Raw genomic sequence first — 16,842 nt, forward strand, 5'->3', positions numbered from 1 at the left:
TTCAGCTTGTTGATCGGCAGACTCGCGTTGGTGACAAAGGCACCTGTTCGAGTTCGTGGTCGCGCCCGCGGGGCGACTGGAATCCTGATGTGGCGGCGCGGGTTTCGCGGTCACCGGTGTTCAGTCGTGGTGGTCGAGGTGCCAGCGGGCTCGGAGAGCTGGCAAGCCATTTTCCAGCGCCGTTGTGATGGGCGCCCTCCGACAGCAGATCATCGTCGATCCAGACGGGGACAACACTACGGAAGCGTTACGGCACAGGTGAATTCAGAGCGCCGACGCGGTACGGCACAACGGCCTCGATGGATCGTCAGCGGAGTACACCCGCCAACACCGTGACCACCACCCGGCGAATCTTCTCCGGTTCCGGCGGCCCCTCGGCGCGATCCGTGTACAGAAGCTGCGCCGCCCCGATGAGAGTCGGTGCGAGCGTGTCGATATCGGCGTCGGCCGCGAGGCGACCCTGGTCGCGTTCGGCCGTGAGGTACGCGGCGATCAGGGCGGCGGCCTCACCGACCAAAGGAAAGCGGGCGGTGCCCGCCGCGCGGAGGCGGGCGCGCAGTTCGTCGCGGGCGATGACGAGGACGACGATCGCGACCATGACGGGGTCGAAGAGGTTGGTCAGGGCGGCGGTGAGCAGGTCAGGGACGGCGCCCGTGCCCGCGGCGTCGAGCAGGGCGACGCGTTGGAGTTCGACGCGGGCGATGCGTTCGAGGACCAGTTCGGTGAGGAAGGCGTCGAAGTCGGCGAAATAGCGGTGCAGCACACCCTTGGCGACGCCCGCCTCGGCGGTGACCGCACGACTCGTGAGGGCCGCGGCCCCGTCGCGCAGCAGCACGCGCTCGGCGGCGGCGAAGAGCTGCCGACGCGGATCTTGTAGCGCCACACCGGTTGGCACGCGTCCCTCCTTTCACTCGGAGCGAACACATTACTTCAGTGGGCACGCGCCCATTAGAGTGGGCGCATGACCACTCCTCCCGCTCCGCACACCCATCGCCGCATGGCCGAGTCCTTCGGAATCGATGCCGAACGGTACGACCGCGCCCGGCCCCCGTATCCGGACGCCATGATCGAACGGATCGTGGCGGCCGCGCCCGGCCCGCGCGTCCTCGACGTCGGCTGCGGGACGGGTATCGAGGCCCGCCAATTCCGCGACGCCGGGTGCGCGGTGCTCGGCGTCGAACCCGATTCGCGCATGGCCGAATTCGCGCGCGGCACCGGAATCGAGGTGGAGGTCGGCACCTTCGAAACGTGGGACGCGGGCGGCCGCGTCTTCGACGCGATCGTCTCGGGCACGGCCTGGCATTGGGTGGATCCGGTCGCGGGCGCGCTCAAGGCCGCCCAGGTGCTGCGCCCCGGCGGTGTGCTGGCCCCGTTCGGCCATGTCTACCAACTCCCACCCGCCCTGACCGAGGCCCTCGCCGCCGCCTTCCGCCGCGCCGCCCCCGACTCACCCCTCACCCTCACCCCCGACCGCCCGATGCTCGACGCCTACGGCGCCCTCTACACCCGGGCCGCCGACGCCATCCGCGAGACGGTCGGCTTCACCGCCCCCGAGATCTGGCGCTACGACTGGCACCGCACCTACACCCGCCCCGAACTCCTCGACATGCTCCCGACCACCGGCGGCCTGAGCACCCTCCCACCCGACACGGTCACCGAAATCCTCACCACCCTCGACACCACCCTCACCGACACCCCCCTCACCATCCCCTACGCCACCTGGGGCCTCACCACCACCCGCCTCTAACCCCCACCCCCGCAAAGCAACCCAGCCGCACCCCTTATTCGAATCCGCACCCGTTGCAGAGCCCTGAAGGGGGTGCGGATGCGAACAAAGGGTGCGGCTGGGGTTGGTCAGGTGGGGGTGGCCTCGGCTTCGGCGGCGGTGAGGTCGGAGTCGGAGATGAGGGGGGTGTCGGGGTCGGGGGCGGAGTGGGGGGTGAAGCGGAGGGCGGTCATGTAGGGGGTGGGCTTGCCGCGGCGGGCGTCGAGGAATTCCTTGGTGTAGTAGGCGCGGGCCTGGTCGGGGGAACGGGTGCCCTCGACGATGTCGTGCATGAGGTTGAGGGTGAGCAGGTTGGCGGATTCGTCGTGGCAGCGGGAGCGGACCTCGCCGGTGGTGCGGTCGAGGGTGAGGCTGCCGTCGAACCGGGCCAGGGTCGAGTACATGGCGACCGGAACGGGATAGTCGATCACGGCCTCGATCGAATCCGTATGCGGCGCAGGGAAATTGTGCTCGGCGTAGGCGCGCGAGGCGGTGATGCGTTTCCATGGGCCGACACCGTGCCAGGTCAGGGCGTTGTCGGTGGCCTCGTGCGGGGCGCCGTAGGTGTCGAGCAGACGTCGCGCCGCCTGCCGCGCGGGCTGCGGCCACTGCTCGATGGCCGCCGGATTCGTCGCTGCTGTCGTCATGACCTGGTCCTCGGTTCGGTGTGCCGGGATATATCGACTCCGTACCCGGCCCGAATCGAGACAAACGATCACATGCGCCGCATCACCGACACCACCCGGCCGAGGATCACCGCCCGATCGCCGTCGATGACCTCGTAGGCGGGGTTGCGCGGCTCGAGCAGGACGTGCCCGCCCCGCCGCCGGTAGACCTTCACCGTGGCCTCCTCGTCGATCATGGCGGCCACGATGTCACCGGAGTGCGCCTCGTGCTGCTGGCGGACCACCACGATGTCGCCGTCGCAGATCGCCGCGTCGATCATCGAGTCGCCGCGCACCCGCAGCGCGAAAACCGTTCCGCGCCCGACCATCTGGCGCGAGAGGGTGAGCATATCGTCGGTGTGCTCCTCGGCGAGGATCGGCGTGCCCGCCGCGATGTCGCCGACCACCGGGACCGCCACCGCGTCCTCGTCGCGCTCGCGCGGCGCGGCCGACCGCAGGAACAGCCGCACATCGATCGGCCGCGCCACCGTCTCCCCGCGCCGCAGGAAACCCTTGTCCTCCAACGCCTTCAGATGTTTCGACACCGACGACGTGGACCGCAGCCCGACCGCCTCGCCCAATTCCCGTGTGCCCGGCGGATATCCGTGGCGCACCACCCACTCCTGGATGGTGGCGAGGATGCGCTGCTGGCGCGGCGGCAGGGCCGAGGTGTCGAGGTGGTCGAACGCGTCGTCGTATCCGGTCACCGGGGCATCCTACGGGTGCACCCGCCGCGAACGAGCGCGCGCCGCGCGTCAATTCACACAGGGAATATCGGACCCGATGCTCGTGGTGACCGGCTTACCGGAGTCGGGCAGACCGTCCATACCCGAACTCGCCTGCGCCGCAGCGGAACTCGACGTGGAGGTGGCGGCGGACCCGCTCGTGGTCGTCGTGCTCGTCGACGAACCGGAGGACGCCGAATCGTCGGGCAGGGAGAAATCGCTGCCCAGCACGACGCGCACGTGCCCGGCCTCCACATTCTTCGACGGCGCGGTGGGCAGCCCGCCGAGCATGTCGGCGACCTGGGTGGCGTCGGCGTCGGTACTGCTGGACGGATAGTAGACCACCGAACTGGAGCCGTCGCCGTACTGCGCGTTGGCGGCGTCGCCCTGATGGAAACCCTTGCCCGCCAAGAAGTTCAGCACCTTGCCCGCCATGCCCCCGCCCGCGCCCGAATTGCGCACGTCCACGGTGCTCAGCGGCGCGGTCTTGGGGGCGGTCGGCTGTGGCGCCTGCACGCCGAACGCGGCGCGCACGGTCTTCTTGATCTCGGCGGGGTCGACGACATTGACGTCCTGGCCGTCGACATTGTCGTACGCCTTCACCGGCAGCGTCTGGAACTCGATGGGGATCGACCCGGCCTTGCCCATCGTCTGGGCGAAGTCGAGCAGGTTCCAGCCCTGGGAGAGCACCACGTCGTTCTGCGCGGCGGTGATCAACTGTTGCAACTTGCCGACATTGGTCAGCGTCCCGGAGTCCTTGAGCTGCTTGGCCACCGAGGTGAGGAACGCCTGCTGGCGGTGGGTGCGATCGAGGTCGCCGTTGTCCAGGCCGTGCCGCTGGCGCACGAACGACAGGGCGTTGGCCGCGTCCAGATGCTGCCGCCCGGCGGGGAACACCGCGCCGGAGTAGTACTCGTCGTTGACCGCGTGATTGAGGCACACGTCCACGCCGCCGAGGATATTGGCGAGATCGTAGAACCCGACCAGCGAGATCTCGGCGAACCGGTTGATCGGCACCCCCGTCAGCGCCTTGACGGTCTGCACGATGGATTCGCGCCCGGCCTCGCGGCCCTGCCGCTCCAGCTCGACCTTGTCCTTGACGCCCTGGTTCTCCAGTTTCTGCTCGACCGTGGCCTTCTTCAGGCCGTACGCCTCCTTGATCTTGGCGTGGTCGTAGCCCGGGATGCCGCTCACCGCGACGTAGTCGTCGCGCGGGATGGAGAACGCGGTGATCTTCTTCAGATCCTTCGGAATGTGCACCAGGATCAGCGAATTCGCGTTGTAGCCGCCCTCGCTGCCGTCGCCCGCGTGCAGCTGGTCGAGGATGTCCTTGGGCAGGTCGTTGCCGTTCTGGTCCTTGCGGGTGTCCAGGCCGATGAGCAGGATGTTCAGATCACCGTCGAGGGCGGCCGCGTCCGCCTCGCTGATCACGTTGGACCGGGTGAAGCCCTCGTTCACGCTGCGCTCGGTGTAGTAGGCGAACCCCGTGCCCGACACCACGATCACGGCCGTGGCCGCCGCGGCCAGCCGCCCCGCCATCCGCGCGGCACGAGCCGCCTTGCTGGGCGGCCGCGCGGCCATAGCGCGCCGAGTGGCCCGATTCGGCTTCGCCGGTTCGTACCGATCGGTCGGAGCGTCGGCGAGATCGGCATCGATGCTCCGGGTACGTCGACCCCGATCGCCCTCGGCCGCCGCCCGGCTCCGCCGACCCGAAACCCCCTCGGAAGCCGCTGCGGCAGACCGACTCCGCCGCCCGGCCGACTCCTCCGGAGATACCGCAGCCCTCCGCCCGCGCGGACCCGCAGACTCCTCGGGAGATACGGCAGCCGTCCGTCCACGCCGCCCCGCCGACTCTTCCGGCGACGCCGCGGCCGACCGCCCATGACGCCCGGACGACTCCTCGGCGGGTCCCCCCGCCGACCGACCGTGACGCCCGGTCGACTCCCCGGAAGGCGTTGCGGCGGAACGGCTTCGGCGACCCACCGGATCGGCGCCGCTCCCCCGCTCCCCGCGCGGCGCGGCCTCGCCCGATTCGGCTCTCCGCCGACTCGGGCCGGCGGGTTCGCCGCGGCCGGGCCGCTCGGCGGGGGCACCGGACCGATCCGTGGCCTCGTCCTCGGGTCGCGCGTGCCGGGCACGGCGGCCGCCGGGGCGGGGTTCCGGGACGACCGGAATCGGTTCGGTTTGATCGTTCATCTCGCCGTTCAGTCTCACATCACCGTGCTGAGGGGAACCTGAGAATGCCTTTCCTACAAGTTGTGACATCCTGCACGATGTCTGCGACAAATGCACATCGGGTGGGTCCGCCCTACTCCCGCGACGGGACCGGCAACCCCAGTATGCCGTCCAGATTGTCCAGATGCCGTTCGAACAGTTGGGCGCGATCGCCGAAGGTGTCCGCGCCGTACTGATCGAACACGTCGAAGGTCACCGCCCCGAACAACCCCGTCCACACCGAAATCGCCCGTGTCATCAGCCAATCCGGCAGCTCCAGGCCGAGTTCCGCGCGGATGCGGGCGATATCGCCCGTCAGCGGCTCCCCCAGCGCGGGCGCCGGATCCGGCGCGGTGAGCAGCCCTGCGGCATAAGCCTTTTCGATCACGCGCAACAGCGTGTAGATCACGCGCGTGCCCGGCGCGACCGTCTGCTCGGCGGGCGCCTCGTAACCGGGAACCGGCGTGCCGAAGAGCAGTCCGTAGCGGGCGGGTTCGGCCAGCGCCCACTCCCGCACGGCCCGGCCCACCACGCGCACGCCCTGCGCCGGATCGTCCGGCCCGGCGGCCAACGCCGCGTCGACGGCGTCGGCGAGCTCGGTGTAGCCGTCGACCACCAGCAGGGTCAGCAGTTCGTCGCGGCTGCGGACATAGCGGTAGACCGCCGAGGACACCACCCCCAGATCCCGAGCGACCGCGCGCAGCGACAGCGCCGCCGCCCCGTGCACGGCCAGATGCTCACGGCCGATCCGGACGATGTCCTCCATGGTCCGGGCGCGTGCGCGCGCCCGCGGCGTGGTCCCCGTCATCCGACCAGCATGCCATAGCGAGAGCAGTGCATACAACAGAGATCAGCGCTTCCCGTGAAATGGGTCACCATTGTGCGCCGATGTGCGACAGACTACGGTTACTCGGCGGTAGAAGACCGGACTGTGGGGTCCGGTCGCCGAAGGCATGGGGTGACATGATGTTTCGACGACGCCGTCGAATTCGAGTCCTGCTGACCGCGACCGTGTCGTCGCTGACGTTCGGCGCGCTGGCCTTCGCGCCCGTCACGCCCGCGACCGCGGGCGACCCCGCCGACTGGACCGCGCTGCACGACGGCCCGCAACAGTATCCCGGCGTGCACGTCGATTGGGACGTGCCGATCACGATGAGCGACGGCACCATCCTGAAGGCCAATGTGTACCGCCCGGCGGACGCGTCGGGCCCGGCGGCCGAGCGGCTGCCCGTCGTGGTGAATCTGACGCCCTACACCAAACTCATCTCCGCCTTCGCCGATGCGGCGCTGGGGATTCCGCCGCTGCGCGACGCGCTCGTGAACGTCCTGAAGGCGTTCGACCAGACCGGCCTCGGGCTCAACGGCGGGGATATCGCGGGCGCGCTCACGGGCGGATTCGCGCGCACGTTCACGGTGGATCCGGAGCTGATCCGCTCGGGGTATGTGCAGGTGGTCGTCGACGTGCGCGGCACCGGCTTCTCGCAGGGCACCTGGCAGGTCTTCGGCGAGCGCGAGCAGGCCGACGGCGCGGAGGTCGTGGAATGGGCCGCGCGCCAACCGTTTTCGAACGGCGCGGTGGGCATGTCGGGGGCGTCGTATTCGGCGATCAACCAATTGCAAACGGCCGAACGGCATCCCGCGGGCCTGAAGGCGATCTTCCCCGTGGTGCCGGGCAGCGATCTGCTGCGCGATATCGTCGCCACCGGTGGCGGGGTGGGAGTGGGCTTCCTGCCGCTGTGGCTGGCGCTGGTCGACGTGACCAAGCTGGTGCCCGATGTGCAGTCGCTGCTCACAGGGCGGTTCGACACCCGCTGGCTGGCCGACCGGATGGCCGACCCGTTCACCTTCTTCGACGCGCTCACCGCCGCCATGACGGTCCCGGACGTGAATTCGATCCCGGACTATCTGCGCACGCTGGTCACCGACGACAGCACGGTCCGGCAGGCGTGGCTCGGACATCCGGAGAACATCGCGGTGCCGACGTTCCTCTACGGCGGCTGGCACGACATCTTCAGCTACGACCAGACCTCGATCTACCGCGCGATCCCGTTGCCCGACAGCGAGAAGAAGCTGATGATGGGCAACACCTTTCACATCACCTCGAGTTCGGGCCTCGGCGAGGCGGGCGCGCCGCCGCGGCTGGACGTGCTGCAACGCGCGTGGTTCGACAAGTGGCTCAAGGGAATCGACAACGGCGTCGACGGATTCGCCCCGGTGACCACCTGGCAGCAGGGCGGCGGCTGGGCGACCGCGGACCGATTCCCGCGTCCGGGAGGCGAATACCGGCGACTGTACCTCGACGCCGCGCCCACGGGCACCGCGGCCAGCGCGCACGACGGCAGCCTGACCACCGCCCCCGGCGCTCCGGCCCGGCTGACCGTCGCGCCGAGTATGACCGCGACGCTGTGCTCGCAGGACACCGCGACGGGCACGGCCGGTCTGACCTCGCTGCTGAACGAATGCACCATCGACTCCCGCGCCGCCGAGGCCGGGGCGCTCACCTTCACCAGCCCACCGGTCGCCGAGCCGACGCAGGTGTCGGGCCCGATCAGCGTGCATCTGAACACCGTGCTCGACGCGACCGACGGCTTCTGGGCGGTCACCCTCAACGACGTCGCACCCGACGGCACCTCCACCGAATGGACCTACGGACAACTGGCCGCCTCGCTGCGCGCCGTCGACGAGCGCCGGGCCACCCGCTCGCCCAACGGGGACTACACCGACCCGTACCCGATCCTCACCCTGGACACCCGCCAGCCCGTGGCACCCGGCGAGCCCACGACCCTCGACATCGGGCTCAACCCCACCGACGGGGTGCTGCAACCGGGACATCGGCTGCGAATCAGCGTGTACGCCTTGAACTTTCCGCGCAGCCTGCCGCTGCGGCCGCTGTTGAACGAGAGCGGGATGCTGCCCCAGCACCTCCAGCTCGACCCGGCCCGGCCGAGTTGGGTGAACGTCCCGCTGGCGGGCGAGCCGGGTTGGTAACCGATACCGCTGGACACAGGTACGCTACCCGGTAGTAACGTTACGGACGTCACAGTAAGACCGTGAGCAAGGAGTGGCCATGCCCCAGCGCGACACCGATTTCGATGTCCTCGTCGTGGGCTCGGGTTTCGGGGGCAGCGTCACCGCGCTGCGCCTGGTCGAGAAGGGTTACCGGGTCGGCGTGCTGGAGGCGGGCCGCCGCTTCGCCGACGACGAGCTGCCGAAGACGAGCTGGGATCTGCGCAAGTTCCTGTGGGCGCCGAAGCTGGGCTGCTTCGGCATCCAGCGGATCCATCTGCTGCGCAATGTGCTGATCCTGGGCGGGGCCGGAGTGGGCGGCGGGTCGCTGAACTACGCCAACACCCTCTACGTGCCGCCGGAGCCGTTCTTCCGCGACGCGCAGTGGCGCGACATCACCGATTGGCGCGCCGAGCTCACGCCCTACTACGAGCAGGCCACGAAAATGCTGGGCGTGGTGCGCAATCCGCACATCACACCCGCCGACGAGGTGTTCCGCAAGGTCGCCGAGGACATGGGCGTGGGTGACACGTTCGTGCAAACTCCGGTCGGGGTGTTCTTCGGAAAGCCCGGCGAAACCGTGGCCGACCCGTACTTCGGTGGCGTCGGGCCGGACCGCACGGGCTGCCTGGAGTGCGGCGAGTGCATGACCGGCTGCCGCCACGGCGCGAAGAACACGCTGGTGAAGAACTACCTGTATCTCGCGGAAAAGGCTGGGGCGCAGGTGATTCCGTTGACGACGGTGAACGCGGTGCGGCCGCTGCCGGACGGTTCGTGGCAGGTCGACACCCAGCGCACCGGGGCGTGGGTGCGCAAGGCGCCGAAGTCCTACACCGCCGGACACGTGGTGCTCGCGGCGGGGACGCGGGGCACGCAACAGTTGCTGTTCGCCATGCGGGACAAGGGGATTCTGCCCGGGTTGTCGCCGCGGCTGGGTCAGCTCACCCGCACCAATTCGGAGTCGATCGTCGGGGCGGCGACGCGTCGGGTGGACCCGAGCCGGGACTTCACCCGCGGCGTGGCGATCACCTCGTCGATCCATCCGACCGAGGACACCCATATCGAGCCGGTGCGCTACGGCAAGGGTTCGAACGCGATGGGTCTGTTGCAGACGTTGATGGTCGACGGCGGCGGCCGGATCCCGCGGTGGCTGCGATTCGTGCTCGAGGTGCTGCGGCATCCGGTGAAGCTGGTGTCGATGCTGACGGTCAAGAACTGGAGCGAGCGCACCATCATCTGCTTGGTGATGCAGCATCTGGACAACTCGATCACCACCTACACCAAACGTGGATTGTTCGGGCGCAAGCTGACCTCCAAACAGGGCCACGGCGAACCGAATCCGACGTGGATTCCGGCGGGCAACGATGTCACGCGCCGCGTGGCCGATCAGATCGGCGGTATCGCGGGCGGCAGCTGGGGCGAGGTGTTCAACATCCCGTTGACCGCCCACTTCCTCGGTGGCGCACCCATCGGCACGGATCCCGAGCACGGCGTCATCGACGCGTACCACCGCGTCTTCGGCTATCCGACCCTCAGCGTCGTCGACGGCGCGGCCGTCTCGGCCAACCTGGGCGTCAACCCCTCCCTCACGATCACCGCCCAAGCCGAACGCGCCGCCGCCCTCTGGCCCAACAAGGGCGAGAACGACACCCGCCCACCCCAATCCGACGCCTACCGCCGCCTGTCCCCCATCCCCCCGAACCACCCGGTGGTACCCGCGTCGGCCCCCGCTGCCCTCACCCTCCCCATCGTCGAAATCACCCGCGACAGCGCCTGATTCACAGCCCCACCAACCCAGCCGCACCCATTATTCGCCGTCGCACCCTCTACAGGGTGTGCGGATCCCGACAAAGGGTGCGGCTGAGTTGGTGCACGAAGCTCAGCCGCACCCTTTATTGGGCGTCGCACTCGTTGCAAAGGGTGCGGATCCCGATAACGGGTGCGGCTGAGTTGGTGCACGAAGCTCAGCCGCACCCTTTGTTGGGCGTCGCACCCCCTGCAAAGGGTGCGGATCCCGAAAATGGGTGCGGCTGGGTTGCATCGTCTTTCGCGACAGCGCGTTGGAGGACCATGGTTACCAGAGATGCCGGAGCGCGGTTCGACCGCAGCGTTCTCGCCGAACGTGAGCAGGCATGATCGGCCGATCGCAACGCCCGCTGCTGTTCCTCGATGTCGATGGGCCGCTTCTCCCGTTCGGCGAGGATCCCCGACGCCAGCCGCGCGATGTCGTACCGGACTCGCGCCTGTCGCGGCTTACCCCCGAGCTAGGACGCCGACTGGCAGCGCTGCCGTGCGAGTTGGTCTGGGCCACCACATGGGAGGACGACGCGAACGCCGAGATCGCGCCCCGTATCGGACTGCCACCGCTGCCGGTCGTGCGCTGGCCCGACTCCTCCGCCGAGCACGAACGCGAGGACCGATGGTTCGGATTGTGTTGGAAGACCCGGACACTGGTGGACTGGGCGGGCAGCCGCCCGTTCGCATGGATCGACGACGAGATCACCGACGCCGACCGCGGCTGGGTCCGCGCACACCATCCTGGCCGCGCGTTCCTACGCCACGTCGAGTCCTCCCGCGGGCTCGACGACGGCGACTTCACAGCCCTCGATCAATGGCTGCGAGCAATCTGAATCGCCTGCATTCCACAGGAATTGACGCCTGCTCTGTTCGGGCGTCGCGCTCCTTGCACGGTGTGCAGTCGTGAACAAGCGGTGCGGCTGGGTTGCCTTGCACAGCGCAGCCGCACCTTTTATTGAGCGTCGCACTCGTTGCAGGGGGTGCGACGGTGAACAAGGGGTGCGGCTGCTCCTACTGGGCGGCGATGTGGGAGAAGCCCATCGGCGAGGTAGGAGGCGGGGCAGAGGTGGTGGGCGCGCGGAACTCCTGGAGGGCCGTGAGAACGTCCACGTGGCGGGCGGCGTAGCACCGCACCTGGGGCAGGGCGTGGGCTACCTCGCTGCGCTCGAGGGGTTCGGCGTCGATGTAGCCGACGGCGGCGAGGTCGACGCGGAGTTGCTGGGCGATGCGGTGGATCGCCGCGGATTTGCGGCCCCACCCGACCTCGACCACGGCAAACAATTCGTCGAGGCCGTGTTTGCGCAATTTGCCCGTCGTCCAGGCCCATTCACCGCGGCTGGCGACGGCGTGCACAACCCCGCGCCGGGCCAGCGTCCGCATCGCGCGCAACGCGTCCGGTCGCAGCGCACCGCTGCTGGAGTCGCAGACGACCCCGTCCCACAGGGTGTTGTCCACTTCCCAGACAAGGCATTTCACAGCCCGTGACGACATCAGTTCCCCTACCGTCGACGCTTCCGGCTACAGCCACGATTCAGGTACCGCTCGACCGGAACAAGACCCGGATTTCCGGGCCGCCCCTGCGGAGGCCATAGTAGGGTCACCGCGCCCCGAACACCAGCGCCCGGCAAACCTTTGCTCGCCACCGGCAGGGCTCACAGATACTGCGTCACCGGCTGCACGGCCTCCACCGGATGCCCGGCCACGATGGGCGCGCCGATCGCGGCCAGCCGCCAGTGCGCGTCGTCGCGGAACACCTTGGCCACGATCATGCCGGTGTTCTGCCCGCCCGCGCGCAGATTCCCGCGCGCCAGTTCGGCATTGGTGACGCCGTCGATCAGCCGCCAATACCCGTTGCGAACCCGTTCGAAAGTGTGCCCGGCGTAGGAGGTCACCACGAACACCACCGAACTCACCTGCTGCGGCAGCCGCGCCAGATCCACGGTGATGACCTCGTCGTCGCCCTTGCCGTCACCGGTCACGTTGTCGCCGGAGTGCCGCACGGCCCCGTTGCGCGATGAAAGCTGGTGGTAGAAGGCGTAATCGGCGAGGGCGTGGCCGACGAACAGCAACGCCGAGGCGTCCAGGTCGATCTCCAGGTCGCGCCAGCCGCGCGCGCCGTGCACCTTCACCGGATCCCAGGCGAGCCCGAGCTTGAGCATGGTCAGGTCGCCCTTGCGGATCTCGTGCAGCGACACCTCCTGCCCCGGATCGAGCATCGCCGGACCGCGATAGGACCACTCCGCCGCCGGGCCGCCGACGGGCACGCCGTGCGCCTTGACCAACGCCTCGAATCCCGCAGCGTAACCGTGGCCGAGCATGCGCACCTGCCATTCGGCGCCGACCCGGTCCAGATCGCAGGCGATGACCGTGGATTCGGGGCCGAGGCCCTCGATCACGTACTCGTAGACCAGGTTTCCGGAAGGGTCCTCGATGCGCACCACGGGCGGCGGGTAGTCGCCGAAATGGGCCTGCCGGTCGTCGAGGGTAACCACGACGCGCACATGCTCGATGTCGGGGGTGAGCTGGCGCAGCCCGACCGCGAGGGTGGGGATCTCCCCCGACAGCAGGCGCACGCCCGGGACGTTCGGTTTGTTGTAGAAGACGAGGTCCGCCTCGTTGCGCACGCGCCCGGAAGCGTCGAGCAGCAGGGCGGAGATGTCGACCGGTTCGGCGTGCCGGACGGCCACGACGACGTCGTCGACGGTGAGTCGGTCCACCTGTCCCCTGGTCAGCTGAGCGGCCACGGTATTACTGTACGTCGGTTCGGGCGGCATTTCGGTCAAGACAGGCGTCGCGGTGGCCCGCTCGCGGACAAGCGAATTCCCGGCATTCGGGCCGACCGGGTAGCGTGGCCGGGGCGAGACGACCGTGACAGAAGGGGTTTCCGTGCGGCTGCGCATCCTGGGATTCGGTGTGGTGGCGTCGGCGATCCTCGTGCCGATGACGGCCGGTTGCGGTTCGGACGACCCCGCCGAACCGATCGCCGCCCCGCCCAGCCCGACCACCACGATCGCGCCCGCGCCGACATCCAGCCCGACGCCCGCGGCGGCGTTGCCGACGGTGGACACGTTCGCCGACGTTCCGCTGATCGATCACACCGAGTGGATCGACGACGCGGACGGCCGTCGGCTGTATGTCTATCCGACCGCCGCCGGACGCGCCGACACCTTCCCCGCCGCCCTGGATCGGGCGTGGGGCGAGGTCGTCGCGGCGAGCCCGGACGCCGACTCGCCCGGGATGTACGACCAGTTCCGGTGTCATTGGGAGTGGGCGCGGTTGGTGAAGCCGAACAAGCCGAGTTGGAATCTCGAGCCGTGGCGGCCCGCGGTGGGGTATGAGGCGACGGTGCAGGCGTTGTGTAATCCGGGTGGGCCGGATCCGGCTGGGGGGTGAGGGGTCGGGGGCTTGGGCGTTCCGGATTCTTGCGGGACGCATCGTGGCGCTTGCGTCGACATTCGGGGAATTCCGTTGGTGTTCAATGGCGTTCGCGATTACATCGATGCCGCTTCCAGGTCCACGGTCCGGGCACGGGCAGCAGACGATCAGCACCTCGATCCGTGGACAGGCAGCAGGCCACCGGCACCACGATCCGAGGTGCGAAGCGTAGGGCACCGGCACCACGATCCGAGGCACGAACGGCAGAGCACCGGCACCACGGCACGGGGTGCGGGGTGCGGGGTGCGGGGTGCGGGGTGCGGGGTGCGGGGTGCGGGCAGCAAAGTACCGGCGCTACGAGCCGGGGCGCGAATAGCAGAGGGCCGGCTCCACGGGTCTGGGGTACAGGCAGCGAAAGACCAGCACCACGAGCCGAGGCACGACCAGTTGACCACTGACACCACGATCCGGGGGCACCGGCAGCGGAGCATCGGCTCCACGATCCGGAGCACGAACAGCAGAGGATCGGCACTACAGTAGGAGCAACAGCAGACCACTGGCGCCAGGGCACGAACAGGAGACCACTGGCACCGCGATCCGGGGCACGGACTACAGACCACCTGCGCCACGGCCCGAGGCACGACCAGCAGAGGACCGGCACGGCGGCCCGGGCGCGGGCAGTGAATCCCCGGCACTGCCGTCCGGGGACGAACAGCAGATTACTGGCACCGATCCGGGGCACGAACTACAGACCACCTGCGCCACGATCCGAGGCATGAACAGTAGAGGACCGACACGGCGGTCCGGGCGCGGACAGTGAATCACAGGCACTGCGGTCCGGGGCACGACCAGCGAAGCACCGGCACCACGGCCCGAGGTGCGACCAGCGGAGCAGCAACACGGCGATCCGGGGCATGGGCAGCGGAGCATGGCGACGAATTCGGCTGCGCCCCAGACTATTCCGTACGACGCCGACCTGAACGTGGCGTGGTGAGCCGGGCGAGGACGCCGGCGAGGCCACCGCGAATCAGGTTGTCGTCGGCGATCATTCGGCCGTGGACGACCTCGAACCACGGGCCCAGCCGATGCCACAGGAGTGCCCGCTCGCGTTCCTCCGGGGTGACGCCGTAGCTCTCGGCGAGCGCGTGACGAAACGGGGCCGGGGTGCCGTACAGGGCCCAGGCCAGATCGATGGCCGGATCGCCGACGTGGGCGTCCCCGAAATCGATGACGCCGGTGAGCCGGTCGCCCTCGACCAGGACGTGATCGGGCCCGAGATCGCCGTGCACCACGGTGTCCGCTGGAAGCCCCGGGATCGCGTCGAGCAATTCTTCGGCAGCCGACCTCGACTTTGCGGCAACAAGGGCAACACCTCCTCCCGGAACCGCCCCACGGCCGCCGCCCGATCCACCGCGGTCCGCCCAGCGCCCGAAAGGCCGTGCCGCTCCGCCTCGCCCACCGAGCAATCATGCAGCTCACGCAGAAACGCACCCAATGCCACCCCATGCGCCACCCGCGGCTCAATCACGGCCTCCCCCACGATCATCCGATGCCGCACGACGATCGGCTCCTCCCCCACCACCTCGGGAACGGGCACCGCCACCGACACCCGCGAAACCAACCAAGGCAAGAACAAGCTCTCCCGCCGCAACTGCTCCCCCACCTCCACCCGCCGAGGCCGCCGCCACACCCACCCCTCCGCAATCGTCGCAACGCTGTCCCACCCCTGCGCAACCTCCACCCCTGAACGCTACCCCCTGCATCCCACGCAACCCCGCACATCACGCCACCCACCCCCATGCGCACCAACCCAGCCGCACCCTTTATTTGGATCCGCACCCGCTGTATAGCCCTGAAGGGGGTGCGAATCCGAATAAAGGGTGCGGCTGGGTTGGCGTACCTCTTGGGGCGTCGAGCCTTTTTGGGGGGTGGCGTACCTCTTCCGGTGCCGCGCCTCTGGGGGAGGCGCCCGTCTCTAGGGACGCCCGGCCTTGGAGGGCGCTCGTCTTGGGGAACCCGTACCTTCGGGGGTGATGTCGCCTTGGGGCGTTGCGCTTTTGGTGGTGGCGTACGCCTTGGGGCGCCACGCCTTGTGGGTGGCGCACGTCTTGGGGACGAACCGTCCGCAGCGGCGTCATCTTGGGCGTTGCACCGTTGGGTGGCGTACGTCTTGGGGCCACCATGTCTCGAGGGTGGCGAACATTTCGGGGCCTTCGAGCGTGCCGAACGTTCTGGGACTCACGGCGAATTCGAGGGTTCGCTCAGCGGAAGTAGAACGACGGTGAGGAGCCAGGCTGTGAGGGTGGTCATCAGGGGGAGGCCGGTCCAGAGTTCGGGGGTCGTGGGGAGGTGGCCTACGGCGGCGGCGGGGATGGCGATGTAGAGGGACAGGTGGTGAGGGCGAAGGTGCGGTAGGTGGTGGGGCGGGTGGGGGTGGGGTCCAGGGTGAGGATGAGGAGGTCGAGGGCGGGGGCGGCGAGGGTGAAGGGCAGGAGGACGGCGCGGTTGTGGGCGTGGGTTTGCGTGGCGGAGAGGGCGACCACGGGGAGGGTGGTGAGGGTGGCGGCGCCGAAGGGGAGGCGCCAGCGGCGGGCCAGGAACAGCAGGGGGGTCAGCAGGATGGTGGCGGTGATGAGGACGGCGGCGGCGAGTTCGCGGACGGGGGCGTCGTCGTCGGTAGCGGAGAGGGCGTCGACGATTCGGTTGGCGGAGTAGGTGATCGCGTTGCCGTAGTCGAGGAAGGCCATGACGAGGGACGCGGCGAGGCCGGTGGTCAGCAGGGCGGGCCACAGCAGGCGCAGCGGCGGGGCGTCGCCGATATCGACCCGGCCGATCGCGGAGCGGAGGGGCGCGGTGACCAGAACCAGCATCGACACCGTCAACCCGAGATGCCCGGGGGCGAACACGATCGCGATGCCGCGCGCCTCCCCGAACCGCGCGTGCCACACGATGTCGGCGAGTCCCGACACCACGAATCCGCCGACCGCGACCACCGCCGACCGGTATCCCCATGGCACCGCCGCGAATCCGCGCAACCCCTCGCGCACGCGCCGCCACACCAGATACGACGTCCATCCCGCGAGCGCGAGAAACCCGCTGCCGAACACCAGGCGAAGGCGCCGGGCTCGGGCGTCGAGGACCGCCCCCACACGTCGAGCATCAGCCCACCGACGAGCCACACCGCGGCCAGCGCGGTCACGGCGTCGTCGACCGCGGTGGCGGGCACACCGCGGCGCGGGTCGCCGAGCGCCGCCCGCACTCCGCTCCGCCCCGCGCTCACCGGCATGACGCTACC

The 16,842-nt window shown here is 69.2% G+C and carries 14 protein-coding genes; 5 read left to right on the forward strand and 9 right to left on the reverse strand.

What is annotated here, in order from left to right; genetic code table 11:
* Positions 1 to 307: 307 nt before the first annotated feature.
* Positions 308 to 895 (reverse strand): TetR family transcriptional regulator, encoded by a 588-nt coding sequence (locus ACWDSJ_RS21295; RefSeq protein WP_450033745.1) that lies wholly within the window; start codon positions 893 to 895, stop codon positions 308 to 310.
* Positions 896 to 961: 66 nt separating this feature from the next.
* On the opposite strand from ACWDSJ_RS21295, the gene ACWDSJ_RS21300 reads away from it, so the two are divergent.
* Positions 962 to 1,747 (forward strand): class I SAM-dependent methyltransferase, encoded by a 786-nt coding sequence (locus tag ACWDSJ_RS21300; protein ID WP_450033746.1) that lies wholly within the window; start codon positions 962 to 964, stop codon positions 1,745 to 1,747.
* 107 nt (positions 1,748 to 1,854) lie between these two features.
* On the opposite strand, the gene ACWDSJ_RS21305 is transcribed toward ACWDSJ_RS21300, so the two are convergent.
* From ACWDSJ_RS21305 to ACWDSJ_RS21320, 4 genes are all read right to left on the reverse strand, one after another.
* Entirely contained in the window at positions 1,855 to 2,412 is a 558-nt protein-coding gene (locus ACWDSJ_RS21305) for a hypothetical protein (protein ID WP_450033748.1), read from the reverse strand.
* Positions 2,413 to 2,480: 68 nt separating this feature from the next.
* On the reverse strand, positions 2,481 to 3,137 hold the full coding sequence (lexA, locus tag ACWDSJ_RS21310; protein ID WP_450033749.1) for a transcriptional repressor LexA: 657 nt from the start codon (positions 3,135 to 3,137) through the stop codon (positions 2,481 to 2,483).
* Between the two features lie 48 nt (positions 3,138 to 3,185).
* Positions 3,186 to 4,736, reverse strand: a complete 1,551-nt coding sequence (locus tag ACWDSJ_RS21315; protein ID WP_387370223.1) for an LCP family protein — start codon at positions 4,734 to 4,736, stop codon at positions 3,186 to 3,188.
* A 727-nt stretch (positions 4,737 to 5,463) separates the two neighbouring features.
* The gene (locus tag ACWDSJ_RS21320; protein WP_450033752.1) at positions 5,464 to 6,177 is read right to left on the reverse strand and encodes a TetR/AcrR family transcriptional regulator; all 714 of its coding nucleotides are present in this window, start codon (positions 6,175 to 6,177) and stop codon (positions 5,464 to 5,466) included.
* A gap of 158 nt (positions 6,178 to 6,335) precedes the next feature.
* Between ACWDSJ_RS21320 and ACWDSJ_RS21325 the strand changes: the two genes are divergently transcribed.
* From ACWDSJ_RS21325 to ACWDSJ_RS21335, 3 genes are all read left to right on the forward strand, one after another.
* On the forward strand, positions 6,336 to 8,357 hold the full coding sequence (locus tag ACWDSJ_RS21325; RefSeq protein ID WP_450033941.1) for a CocE/NonD family hydrolase: 2,022 nt from the start codon (positions 6,336 to 6,338) through the stop codon (positions 8,355 to 8,357).
* A gap of 79 nt (positions 8,358 to 8,436) precedes the next feature.
* A complete protein-coding gene (locus tag ACWDSJ_RS21330) occupies positions 8,437 to 10,152 on the forward strand; it encodes a GMC oxidoreductase (RefSeq protein ID WP_450033754.1) in 1,716 nt (571 codons plus the stop codon).
* Positions 10,153 to 10,507: 355 nt separating this feature from the next.
* Positions 10,508 to 11,005 carry an HAD domain-containing protein gene (locus ACWDSJ_RS21335; RefSeq protein WP_450033756.1) on the forward strand — a complete coding sequence of 166 codons (498 nt, stop codon included), beginning with the start codon at positions 10,508 to 10,510 and terminating at the stop codon, positions 11,003 to 11,005.
* Positions 11,006 to 11,183: 178 nt separating this feature from the next.
* Here ACWDSJ_RS21335 and ACWDSJ_RS21340 read toward each other — a convergent pair whose 3' ends face one another.
* Together ACWDSJ_RS21340 and ACWDSJ_RS21345 are read right to left on the reverse strand one after the other, a co-directional pair.
* Positions 11,184 to 11,663 carry a hypothetical protein gene (locus ACWDSJ_RS21340; protein ID WP_387370234.1) on the reverse strand — a complete coding sequence of 160 codons (480 nt, stop codon included), beginning with the start codon at positions 11,661 to 11,663 and terminating at the stop codon, positions 11,184 to 11,186.
* Positions 11,664 to 11,824: 161 nt separating this feature from the next.
* Entirely contained in the window at positions 11,825 to 12,916 is a 1,092-nt protein-coding gene (locus ACWDSJ_RS21345) for a TerD family protein (protein ID WP_387370236.1), read from the reverse strand.
* Between the two features lie 142 nt (positions 12,917 to 13,058).
* On the opposite strand from ACWDSJ_RS21345, the gene ACWDSJ_RS21350 reads away from it, so the two are divergent.
* Positions 13,059 to 13,565: a DUF2599 domain-containing protein gene (locus ACWDSJ_RS21350; RefSeq protein ID WP_450033759.1), complete on the forward strand. Its 507-nt coding sequence runs from the start codon at positions 13,059 to 13,061 to the stop codon at positions 13,563 to 13,565.
* A gap of 938 nt (positions 13,566 to 14,503) precedes the next feature.
* Here the strand turns inward: ACWDSJ_RS21350 and ACWDSJ_RS21355 are convergent.
* Both ACWDSJ_RS21355 and ACWDSJ_RS21360 read right to left on the reverse strand, forming a co-directional pair.
* The gene (locus ACWDSJ_RS21355) at positions 14,504 to 14,875 is read right to left on the reverse strand and encodes a phosphotransferase (protein WP_450033761.1); all 372 of its coding nucleotides are present in this window, start codon (positions 14,873 to 14,875) and stop codon (positions 14,504 to 14,506) included.
* A gap of 1,026 nt (positions 14,876 to 15,901) precedes the next feature.
* Positions 15,902 to 16,696, reverse strand: a complete 795-nt coding sequence (locus ACWDSJ_RS21360; protein WP_450033763.1) for a hypothetical protein — start codon at positions 16,694 to 16,696, stop codon at positions 15,902 to 15,904.
* Positions 16,697 to 16,842: the final 146 nt, after the last annotated feature.

This window comes from Nocardia sp. NPDC003482 (assembly GCF_053588115.1).

Bases quoted from the DNA above. Each gene is read 5' to 3' on its own strand.
- ACWDSJ_RS21300 (WP_450033746.1), top strand. From the start codon at position 962: ATGACCACTCCTCCCGCTCCGCACACCCATCGCCGCATGGCCGAGTCC.
- ACWDSJ_RS21305 (WP_450033748.1), bottom strand. From the start codon at position 2,412: ATGACGACAGCAGCGACGAATCCGGCGGCCATCGAGCAGTGGCCGCAG.
- ACWDSJ_RS21315 (WP_387370223.1), bottom strand. From the start codon at position 4,736: ATGGCCGCGCGGCCGCCCAGCAAGGCGGCTCGTGCCGCGCGGATGGCG.
- ACWDSJ_RS21320 (WP_450033752.1), bottom strand. From the start codon at position 6,177: ATGACGGGGACCACGCCGCGGGCGCGCGCACGCGCCCGGACCATGGAG.
- ACWDSJ_RS21325 (WP_450033941.1), top strand. From the start codon at position 6,336: ATGTTTCGACGACGCCGTCGAATTCGAGTCCTGCTGACCGCGACCGTG.
- ACWDSJ_RS21330 (WP_450033754.1), top strand. From the start codon at position 8,437: ATGCCCCAGCGCGACACCGATTTCGATGTCCTCGTCGTGGGCTCGGGT.
- ACWDSJ_RS21335 (WP_450033756.1), top strand. From the start codon at position 10,508: ATGATCGGCCGATCGCAACGCCCGCTGCTGTTCCTCGATGTCGATGGG.
- ACWDSJ_RS21340 (WP_387370234.1), bottom strand. From the start codon at position 11,663: ATGTCGTCACGGGCTGTGAAATGCCTTGTCTGGGAAGTGGACAACACC.